This window comes from bacterium (genome assembly GCA_037128595.1).
Taxonomy (GTDB): Bacteria; Verrucomicrobiota; Kiritimatiellia; order CAIKKV01; family CAITUY01; genus JAABPW01.
Genome location: JBAXWB010000055.1, coordinates 1 through 10,989 on the forward strand (window position 1 = coordinate 1; position 10,989 = coordinate 10,989).

General features: G+C 55.9%; 8 protein-coding genes. All 8 read right to left on the reverse strand.

Annotated features, from left to right (window positions below):
• Positions 1-721: 721 nt before the first annotated feature.
• Positions 722-1,018 carry a hypothetical protein gene (locus WCS52_19130; protein ID MEI6169302.1) on the reverse strand — a complete coding sequence of 99 codons (297 nt, stop codon included), beginning with the start codon at positions 1,016-1,018 and terminating at the stop codon, positions 722-724.
• 2,009 nt (positions 1,019-3,027) lie between these two features.
• The gene (locus WCS52_19135) at positions 3,028-3,870 is read right to left on the reverse strand and encodes a type IV toxin-antitoxin system AbiEi family antitoxin (GenBank protein ID MEI6169303.1); all 843 of its coding nucleotides are present in this window, start codon (positions 3,868-3,870) and stop codon (positions 3,028-3,030) included.
• Positions 3,871-4,434: 564 nt separating this feature from the next.
• A complete protein-coding gene (locus WCS52_19140) occupies positions 4,435-5,709 on the reverse strand; it encodes an MFS transporter (protein MEI6169304.1) in 1,275 nt (424 codons plus the stop codon).
• Entirely contained in the window at positions 5,706-7,064 is a 1,359-nt protein-coding gene (locus tag WCS52_19145) for a hypothetical protein (protein ID MEI6169305.1), read from the reverse strand. Before WCS52_19145 ends, WCS52_19140 begins: the two co-directional genes overlap by 4 nt.
• Positions 7,061-8,206: a PfkB family carbohydrate kinase gene (locus WCS52_19150; protein ID MEI6169306.1), complete on the reverse strand. Its 1,146-nt coding sequence runs from the start codon at positions 8,204-8,206 to the stop codon at positions 7,061-7,063. Before WCS52_19150 ends, WCS52_19145 begins: the two co-directional genes overlap by 4 nt.
• A gap of 3 nt (positions 8,207-8,209) precedes the next feature.
• Positions 8,210-9,667: a hypothetical protein gene (locus WCS52_19155; GenBank protein MEI6169307.1), complete on the reverse strand. Its 1,458-nt coding sequence runs from the start codon at positions 9,665-9,667 to the stop codon at positions 8,210-8,212.
• Between the two features lie 7 nt (positions 9,668-9,674).
• On the reverse strand, positions 9,675-10,727 hold the full coding sequence (locus tag WCS52_19160) for an alpha/beta hydrolase family protein (protein MEI6169308.1): 1,053 nt from the start codon (positions 10,725-10,727) through the stop codon (positions 9,675-9,677).
• Positions 10,724-10,989, reverse strand: a 266-nt coding sequence (locus tag WCS52_19165) for a hypothetical protein (GenBank protein MEI6169309.1), incomplete at its 5' end; no start/stop codon positions are given. The genes WCS52_19165 and WCS52_19160, both read right to left, overlap by 4 nt.

Consider the following 10,989-nt stretch of genomic DNA (forward strand, 5'->3'; position numbering starts at 1 on the left):
GTAGGGTGGTTAAAAGGGAAATATAAGTCCAATGGTGATCCCTCCCTCTCCGCCACTTCCACCATATGCCTGTAAACATTGACTACTACACTCATTCACTCTTCGCGACGATGCTATTGGATAACGGTAAAGGATAACGTTTCCATTCTCGTCACCCATGTTTGAGGATGTCGGAATTCAAAAAAATCCTGATCACCGGCCAGGCGTTCAGCCTCATGATCTCGGATCCGGCGGTACCCGGCACATACGTTACATACGCTCATTTCCAACTCTCTGGCTATATCAGGGATAATAATATTCTTCTCTCTCTCAAAACCCGAAAGGGTTTATCTCACGCGCGCGTACGTGCGTGCGTAGGTCAAAAAGAAGCGTATGTAACGTATGTTGGCGGCGATGGTAGCCGGGCAATTATGGGTTAGACCGGTGAAAATAACAGTCAAAAACAGGGCATTTTCGCAATAAACCATGCGAATTGCTGGGGTTTTTGCCCTTGAAAGCCGAACAAAATAGAAAACGCATTTTCGACTAAAGCTATTGAATCGCAACTGTTTACGCCGAATTTCCGGGAGTTTCGTTCAGGGAATAACAGGCGCGGTGCGGCACGCACGGTGGGTGCCCCATCGTCAGTGGGCAGATGGCAGGGAGCAGTGTCCAGTGCGATTCAGGTGCGGGAATCCCGCACCTGATGATGAGGGGGGCCTGGGGGGAAGAAGGGCCTGCGTCAAAAAGGGAGATTGTCGTCAAGGTGGTCGGCGTTGTTGTCGTCGCTGACAGGTTTCGGCTGGGGATTTTCGCGTTCCTGCTCCCAGTGGTGGAGTTCTTCGTACATCCCGTTCTGAAAGAGCCAGATTGGATCAGCATTCCGAGCGATGAACTCATCAACTGGCAGGCCATCAATCGTGGGCGGCCGCCTGACGCGCTTCTGCTTCCCGTTGATGAAGACCGTCATGAATTCACGACGACGGCGTTTCTTCTCCGCCTTTTCTGCGGGACTAAGTTTTCGTTTTGGCTTCCCCATGACAGTGCCTGATTTCTGATACTGCCGATGAGATTACCTGGCGTGACAATGGTGTAAAGTCGATTCAGCCACCTGCCGCCGAAGGCGGCATTCCGGTGGACGGCGCCCATGGTGTTGTTGATAACAACCGGGATGAGTAACTCACCACGGTGGCATGAAGGATTGCCGGCCGCCGACGCTTTCGCGCGCGTGGGGGTAAGGGGGTGTCCCCCTTCCATAGTTTGCGAGGGCGCTCGCGCGCGAAGGCCGGCGCGCCCAGCAAACCAGCGCGCCCGCCCCCTCTGGGGGCGATAAGGCGCAAGGGGGCTAAGGCTACCGCCGCTCTTATCAAAGGGTAAGCCTGCGAACTCCAGGAAGGGCCAGAGTGGTGGTGAGCGCGCGAACCGCACGGCGGCCCTTTCCCAGCGCCCGGCCCCTCGGGGGCCTCGGCGCAAGGGGGACAAGCGGCGGAGTGGCCCTGTCAACCCGAAGGGCGGCGTGGCGCGGCTCCGCGGGGAGAGAGGGGCCCCGCGGTTTCTTCAGCCGCGCCGGTGGAGACGCCGCGCTGTTGCCCCCTGCGGTTTTCCCCCTTTGGCGTGTTCGAGTTTGAAGGGGGGATCTGGAAAGGGGGTTTCCAAAGGGGGAAAACTGAGGGGGGAAACAGCGTTGATCAGGGCCGCCCGCCGCGCTCTTCTTTGAGGATGGCGCAGCATTTTGCGGATGGCATTCCAGCGGCCGACAGCGGTCGGGGCGGAACTTTGAGCCCGGACCGATGGCGGGTGATGGAATGTCAGTCCGCGGTGCGCCATCACCGATCCCGCGAAGCGGGACTTCGAGGGCGGCACCTGCCGACCGAGTTATTTCTTGGCGCTTGAAAGGACCGGACGAAACGACGCTGTTGCTGAAACTGAACCACGGAGGCGGATTCCGCCCCTCGGGGCGGTACGAGACGGGTCCGCCGGTATGCCCCGGCGGATCCGCGAGCGCGAAGCGGCCGCCTTTGGGGTGAAGTTGAAGCATAAAGCGGCGAGGAGACCGGCCCTTTGAAGCGCCCTGGACAATGGGGTGTCCAAAGTGAGACCGAAGGACGCGGAGCGATGCCCTGGAACGGCACCTGGCCTTTTCTTTTCTTCGCAGGTGCCGGGCCGGGCATCGCGAAGCGGTTAAGCGCCGGTACTCCGGCGCGCTCTTCTGAAGAGCTGGCGGGCCAATGAAGCAAGGTGCGTGCCCCGCTTTAGCGGGCGAAGCAGGCGCCGACAGCGGTCGGGGCGGAATTTTGAGCCCGGACCGATGGCGGTGACTGGCACGCACCTTGCGGCCCGACAGCACCTGACCCTGCGAAGCGTAATCGCGAAGCAGGGCTTCGAGCCGTAGGCGAGTTCTTGGCGCTTGAAAGGGACGGGCGGGCGACACGTTTGTGGAAACTGAACCCATGGGGCGGATCCCGCCTCCGGCGGGACGAGTCGACCCCGACGGTTCGTGCGCGGGTGCGAGGCTTTTGCGAGCACGAGCCGTCGCGTATTTGCCATTTTGCGGGGGTGAGGTACGAACCTCCGCAATATGGCGCGACGGCGAAAGCGCACGATCCGTTGGGGTCGCGAGCGCGAAGCGGACGCTTCATGGGTGAAAGTTGGAACAATAAGCGGCGATCCGAACGGCCCTTTGAAGCGCCTTGGACAATAGGGCGTCAATAGAGAGACCGAAGGCCGCGAAGCGAAGCCTTGGCGGGGAACCTGGCCTTTCAAAGCAGGTTCCATGACAAGGCGTAGCGTAGCGGTTTGAGCGCCGGTCGTCCGGCGCGCTGAGATGGGGCTGCCTTGGTGTGACCGGTCCGGGTGGGGAGCGAGGAACGAGCGGAGACCCGGAACGGGCACACGAAGGCAGCACTCCGGTTTGTATTGTATTGCGGAGCGCCATGGAGTGGTGCTTGCGATGGAGCGAGACGGGCGGTCAACCTGACGAAGGAAGGTTGTACGACCGGCGCGCGGAGGCGCAAGTGACACTCGATGCGCGTAGCGGTCAATAGGGAGTCAATAGAGAGTCCGAAGGTCTGGGAGCGAAGCCGACGGCACGGCACCCCAGAATGGTCGCAAGACTTCCACTTTCCCGACAGGTTCTTTGTACAAGGAGACATGGAGGATGAATTCACTTGAAAGATCATCACAGTAGATCGTGGCTGTCTCGGGTGAAAGATAGGCGGTCAACTTGGCCCCGGCGACCTCGCCTCCCCACAACCCATTGGTCTCATTAATATCGGCTTTCACCCACCACTGCGCGGAGGGAACCCAATAATGCCCGCCAACGAGCCGCGGACGAAGTCGTGCCGCATAGTCCTCAATCCAGCGGGACATCAGTTTCTTCCGGTTTAGAAGCAATTTCTCACCCTTCTCACCGGTTACCACATAGCCCCCCGTCTGTAAGGCACTCATGGTAGCGGCAATTGACCCCAACGGCGTCCCGGTAATTCTGCCAATAATCCGGTAATTCTGATTCAATAAAGCCTTGGCTGGCTCATGATCCAAATCGGGATCGGTCAAGATCGCAAAGATGAGTTTCAAGGCATTCGTGGCAAATGACTGTCGAACCGGCATGAGGCCATCTTCGGCACCATGTTTCGGAATCTTCTGCCCGGTGGCGTGCAAATAGAGGGACCCGGCATGCAGGAAAAAATTACCTGCCGCATCGGCATAACAGATATCCCGCGCCTTCAATAGTTTGGCGCAAGCGGGAGTAATTGCGGGAGCCACGAGCAGGAGATTGCGGAACTGTTCCGGCGTGCGAGCAGAAAGCATCATGTTCACAGCCGTCGTAGTAATCTGCTTCCGGCTTTCAACACAAAACCGAGCGTCAATGCCCTGGTAGTGAAGTGCCACCACCCCGGCATTCCCTAATTTATGGGCTGTCTTATGATGCGTAAGTTTAAGGCCACAAATGCTCGATAGTTTGTAAAAGCAGGCGCTATTAACTCTTGGCTCATTGTCTGCCACCTCTTCTTGTTCGCGAATATACAACAACTCGTGATTCATGAACAAGGAATATGCATGAACGCTCCAGTTGAGGTTCCAACGATTCGTGTGGAATAAAATCTATCCGTCCGCCTAATTCCGGATTGAGGATCTGAATTCGCATACCCTCTATGCTGGCCCTCGCGTAGTACGCCAACAGATCCGTCGCGATTAGTTTCTGATTCTTAAAAACACCAATGCTCAACAGCTTGAGCACAACATTCAAGAGGGACGGTCTTCCTGTCCCTCCGGCGTCTTTTTCACGCGCATGGGGCGGAAACCGGGCTCAGAATCAGCCCTCCACGCCTGTTGCAACTCGCCCGCCGGTGTGTTGGCAAAGACCGCATCGATTCAGTGCCATGAGTCGAAGGCCACGGCATCCAGTGATTTTGAAGTCAAACAAGACAGTTTATTCATTATGGGTGCTGTAGCTTAAAATGGCCGACCATCCACCAGTATGTTGCGTGGCCTAATCTCACGACTAAAGAATGATGCAATCAGGGCAACCAATGAGAGTGCCAGAAGGATACTAAACAGGACGACATAGGCGGAGGGAGGATAGATCCTGGCCTTGGCGGAAACAACCGCTTGATGATTAAACAAATCCAGCACCATGCCAGTCAGTTGCGCGGTTACAGCAATCATCACGTACGCTGCAGTGTTCAACATCCCAACGGAAGTAGCCACGGCTTTTGAGGGATTTTGTTCTTTCATCATTGACAGGATGACCGGTGCACAACCCGAACCCAGCGCTGGTGGAATAAAGGCGCAAAGGAAATACCAGGGAGGCATCGTGTAGTGGATTCCCACCAGAATGAGCAACATCCCCGTGACGGCCGTAACTGCAACAAATATCAAAAAGGGGTTGCGTCGATGATGGAACTTTTTGCTGATAACGCCACAAAGCGGCAATGCGGCCAACGTGAACAACATCATGGTGAATGTCAGTTTGGAGGCATTCGAGGCTGTGACACCGCAAATATCCTCGATAAATTTCTGCCCAATAGTCATTTGAAGACAGAGCGTTACGGACATGCTAAACGAATAGGCGATCAGCACCGGGTAATTCAAGCGGTTGGTCAACACCTCCACCGTATTTCCCCAGGAATTTCCATCCAGTGTGGACCGGCCTTCGTGATCCGCCTTCCGCCCCAACCACCATACCAGCACCAGCAGGCTCGCCGTTCCCGCTGCCAGAACCAAACAGGCGTTTCGCCACCCTTCACCATCCACCAGCATCCGGAACGGGCGTGTTCCCGCCAGCCCGCCACAGTACCCGACGAGCGACAAAAACCCCACAATCACTGTGAAATGCCTCCCACTAAACGAGTGGTCGGCTTCCTTGTACATGCACAGAAACATCGCACTGCCACCCAACCCCACCAGTGCGCGGCTTGAATACAGGCCCACCGTACTATGGGAAAGCGGAAACAACGTAGCGCCGATGACCAGCAAAAGACCACTCACCAGTGCCACCCGGATCCCCCCGAAACGGTCGGCCAACATTCCAGCAAAAGGTTGCATGATGGCATAGATAAACAGATAGATCGCTCCCAGCCGGGTGACTACAGCCGCATCGAGATTCATTTCGCTCTGGAGATCGTTGAAAATCGATCCCGGTATCCCGACCCGCTGGATAAACGAAAAGAAATAGAGGCCTGCCAGAGCGAAAACGATGGCGACTCCGTAGCGCTGAGTGAGATTCATATTGCGTCAATCTTGAGGATCATACAGAGGTCTTTCAACACGGCCCGGTTGTCACCGTAGGAAATGATATAGTGTTGACTCATGACTTTCTGAACAAACTCGTCCACGGGGTAATCGAAGATCATTTCCAAGCTGGGCAGTTGCGGCGCTGGCGGCGCCCAACCGGCCTCTTCCCAATTGCTCGGAGTTCGGGCTTCCGCCGTGGTGATGTGCATGCAATAGCATCCATTGGCGTAGCCAAGTCGAGCCAACGTGACAAGGCCGGTTTTAAGTTTGGAGACGTTCAGTAGGCCTTCCCCAAAATTTCCGAAGGCATTCGGCATAACCGTCACTTTGCCATCAACAATCTCACCGGGGACATAATCAGGCACGCCCATTAAGGCGCCATTCTCCAGGAATTCATAGAACTCCAAGTAGGCCGCTATCTGCCCAGTCAGACCCCGAACCATTAACTGAGTGACGGCACCCAGACTGTCGTTTTCCGGTACAGAGGAGATCTCCATCTCGTCATGCAGTAGGGTCATCGCGCCTGCCGGGGCAAAACCAAGCAGTTTCTTGATACCGTCGACGTCGTTGAACGAAAAGCCCTGATATCCCCTCTCTTTGATTTTTCCGCTGATCGCAAGGTAGAGTTCCACCGACTTCTCAACCGTGCCAGGCTGCGGTTCCTTGACAAACGTCCAGCGCATCCGAACTTCCTGAGCCAGCCGTGCCACCTCGTGTCGGTCAACTTTCGCGATCATTTGAGCCAGTTCGAGAACTTCAAAGTGCTCGATTTCGGGGCCGATCTGCGCCTTGAGGGAAACCCCATCGTACATCGTGCCGTAAAGGCGCATATCGCGATACCCCGCCATGCCGATCTTGGCGGACTTCAGCAACATTGCAGTTTGAGCGGCGCGGGCATAACTCATGATCTCATCGACTCGGGGTGACTGCCCTAGATAGGTGACCACATACTTAAAGGTGTAGCCCATGTCGGCCATCGGCTTGCGGAGCGCCGTCGTACCAGCCTGATCGGCGGTGGTGACAAAACGATCCCCCTCCTGCCAACCGGTCAAACCCCAAAGCAGGATCGGCTTGTGCTTGAAGGGCTCGATCACTGAGAAGACAGCCCAAGACGGTATCCAACCTGCAACACAGACGATCAACAGGTCGAAGTCTCCGCCAGCCTTCAATTCCCGGACAGCCCGCGCGGCTTGCGCGCCCGCAGGATCATCGCTGACCGGCGCGGTGTGAACCAGCTCCACACCCCGTTGCTCCAGCAATCGGCCGGCATCAGCACACCTCTTGTCAATGAATTCACGCGGGGTATTGACTTCGCCAAACCCCACAAACCCAACCCTGATCTTGTTCATAACGAATTCTCCAATTCCTTGACCAGACTGGCCATATGTGTCCATTCCCTGAGACCCGACAACGCGTCGTGGCCATAAAGATTATCCCGGCCGGCCATCATGGCATAATTTCCAGCCTCTCTGATTGTCTCGCCATTCAACAGGGCGGACAGGAATCCCGCCACAGCACAATCCCCGGCGCCGGATGCATTGCAGAAACGCCCGGCTTCGACGGGGAAAGGCGATATCCATATCCCACGCGAACATCCAATAGGATCAGATAAGCAAAGGGCCGAAGATGGGGCACTAAAGGTTGCCAGGTTGCCAGTGCGGAGGAAAGCCCCCCGATGCCCTGCCTTGATCATAAGGATCTTGACCCCCATCGCAATAACCCGCTCCGATAACCGTGCATAGGCTTCAGGAGGAATGACGGAGATCATATCGCCCCCAGCCGCCTCAGCAAGAAGAAGACTGAAACATTTCGGTTCCAGCATGAAGAGAAGTTCTTCGATACTGGGCACGAAAACATCCACGTGCGGGAGCGTGTTAGCCAGAATCGCCTGCCAATCGGCCTTCCCGGCAGGGCTGTCAGGATCCGGCAAGGTCATGTCTAACGAAATCGCGACGCCCAGTTCACGCACACGTCCCAAAAGTGTTTGCAGTTCAGCCCCACCATTTTTCCATAACGCCTGCATCAAGGGTGGATACCCAAAATGGAAAAGCCGGCTTTGACTAACGACATCATAGTCAATGTCATCAGCGTTGAAACTGCCGTTGCAGCCAGAGTCTTCCAGAAACAGACGATCCGATCCCGGCGGGGCGATCACGAGGCCATACGCTGTGCCTGTCTGACTGTTTCGCCGAATCCCGCGTGACACGCCAACTTGCGCGAGACGGGCCATCGCCATATCACCCAATGCGTCATTACCCACACACCCCATCAATTCAACCCGTTGCCCGAACTGCCTCATCGCCAGTCCCGTATTGGCCACAACGCCACCCAACGAAACATGCAAGCCTTCCGTTTCGATAAGCTTGCCGGGGCGGAATAATTCAGTAAAGGGAACCACCGTCCGTGTCGAGGCAAATCCCGGAGTCAAATCGACACCCAGATAACCCGCCACAACAGCGTCAATCGGTCGCGATATTGAGTTTCTTGTCAAAGTCTAGCTCCAGAGTTTCCCGATTTCCGCAACGGTTTCATCAACCAGTTTCTTCCCACCATCAGAACCTACATTGCCATTAATGATGAGCCCGCCATAACCGCCCAGTTGTTCAGCCCTGGCATTGGGCAAATAGCCCCCTGTACCGCAACAGAGTTGAACGATAAATGTCTGCCCCGCCTCACTCCTCGCCTTGATCTGATGCCCAAAATCCAGATAGAGCTCAAACGGATTGGTGACCAAAACAACAGGACCAAGCCGGACAACATGCATTTCCATATCGAACATCGGCGAGGCATCCTGGCTCTCATACCGGGCAATGACAGCCCGGTTATTCTGGATCAGCACAAAGTGATGCCGTTTGCTGTCATAGGGCCCCGGACGTCCGGGCACCTTCTCGTTTCTGGAAACCTCCTCGCAGAACTGGCGGTATGCCGCATCCTCCGTGAGAACAGACTCCAATTCGGCCAGTTTCTTCTTGGCTTCGACATAGTCCTGGTACGAGGCTCGGCGGCGCGGCAAAGCGATGGACTTGACCTCATGCCCCAGCACTGGGGCATAATGAATCTTCGAGGCTGAGACCTGGCATGCCTTTTCGACCGCTTCCGCGAGTCTCTTCCCGATTTCCCCCACTCCATCCGTATGCCAGAAATCCGGTTCACCTTTGTAATTCCGGGCCAAATCACGGGGAGCCTGGCATCCGGCAGCACTTATTTGTCCGAGGGTCTTGAAGTCATTCCCGAAACACCGCTTAAGTTGCTGCCGGGTTTCGCCAATGAAGTCGGACGAGATTTTGTAGGTAGCCTCCATCACCTGCGAGGGACAGGCCAGGTTAAGGATGACACCTGTCGGTCTACGGGCTTCGTCAAAGGTAAAGAGCATATCCACTCCGGAATCCTCACCACCCTCCATCCCGACAAAGTCCTCACGATCGGTACGCCCGTACATCTCCGCCGTACCGTTGGCGTACACCGCGCGCCTGCAGTGTCCCACCCTGGCAAAAGTCAGACCGTTCGCCACTCCGCCCGGACGGCGGTTCCGCCAGGCGTCACCGACAGCGGTGACGATATTATCGAGCAGGAACTGTCGGTATTCTGCCGCTGACAAAACCCCTGGCAATTCAGCAAGCCAGCCGATTCCGCAAATCAGGTCTACACCAGGCGCATTATGCGTGTGCGTGACATTCAGGAAGACCTTCGCCGCATCCACATCAGGCAGTTCCGAACGAAGCCGTGTGCGTAATTCCTCCTGAAAATCAGACTGGAATCCCACCAATTCAAGAGAAACCATCACGGCCTGTTCACCATTTTCCGACTCAAGCGCCAAGGCCGTCGCCGTCAGGCGTGAATGGATGCCATCTGAGATTCGATGATAGTACTGCCCGGAAAGATCCACCTTCCCTACAGGAGTTGCGTCGACTTCAGCCCAACCAATCTTCAATTTCAAAGGTTTCGATTTCATAGCCAAATCATCCGAGATATTTGTTAAAGAACGCCACAGACTTATTTCCGCCCCAGCCATGCTCGCCCGGAAAGATGTCGGTTTCAAACTTATCCGCCGCCCCTGCGGCCTGATATATCTCGCCGACGCGCCGACTGGCAGGCAGGGTGGTTTCCGGCAGGAAGCAGGTGTCATACAGACCGATGTCGAGTAGCAATGGGGTCGGAGCAATCAGTCCCTGCAAATCCGGAAGGTCAACCAACGCAAACAAGCCTGGCGCCACCTGCATCCCGCAGTAGTTAAGATCCCGCATCCCAAAATAAGCCCATTGGTCGCAGTAGCAGATGATCTCACCTGCCTTGAACCGCTTGTCGCACAACAGACTCCACGTTGTCATAGTGCCACCTCCACTCAGTCCCATGACGCCCAGATGCTTCGAATCGACATTCGGGAGTGTGCAGGCAAAATCCGTGGCCGCCATGCCATGGGCAATGTTGATCGAGAGTGAGGTCATCCCCAGCATGGTGGCATGCAGGTAATACAAATTGCACCAGTCTCTCCCTCCGTTATGGGAAAGGTAGTGGGGCTTCCGGCTATCATTCCGCTCTCCACACCCGATCCAATCAATGGCAAAAGTTATGAACCCAGCATGGGCCATCTGTTGGCCGTAATCATAATTGTGGGCCTTGATGTTGGCCACCAACTCGGGACTGGACTCATTCCCCATCACCGGCTCCTTGCCAAAGGCGCCATGTCCGTGCCAACAGAGGATGGCCGGGCGCTTCTCATGGGGGCCAAGTCCTAAAGGACGGTTGATCAGGAACGCCGCGGAAAGGTGCGGTTGAACCTCTATCAGCCAGCGTTGCTTTAGAAGCCCATCCTGCTCCCATTCCGCAACCAGTTCCGGCTCAGGCGCCACACGCTCTGGATAGTTGCCCAAAGTGGCCAATACGCTGGGTTTTACTTTTTTCTTCCAGGCGGCAAACGCCGCCGGAGAACGCCCCGTAAATCGACAGGAGGGCTTATGTTCCAATGCCGTTTTAATAAACATCTGTTGCGGACTTAGGTTTCTGATTTTCATTTGGATCGCACCTCCTTTTCAAAAGCCCGAGACTCAATCGCCGTGGTAATACGGAATACCTTCGGCTGCGCAGGAAACAGCGGTGTTTGGAGGCAGCCGTCCGCAAAATCGATTTGTTCCCAGGAGCCGTCCCGCGCGATCATTTCGACATTAGTGATGTTAAATGCCGAAATGACCGGCAGGACGTCCAGTTCGTCGTGTCCGAGGTTGAAGAACGCCAGCAGATATCGTCCATCAGTGAACCGGCGGACCTTGAGATACA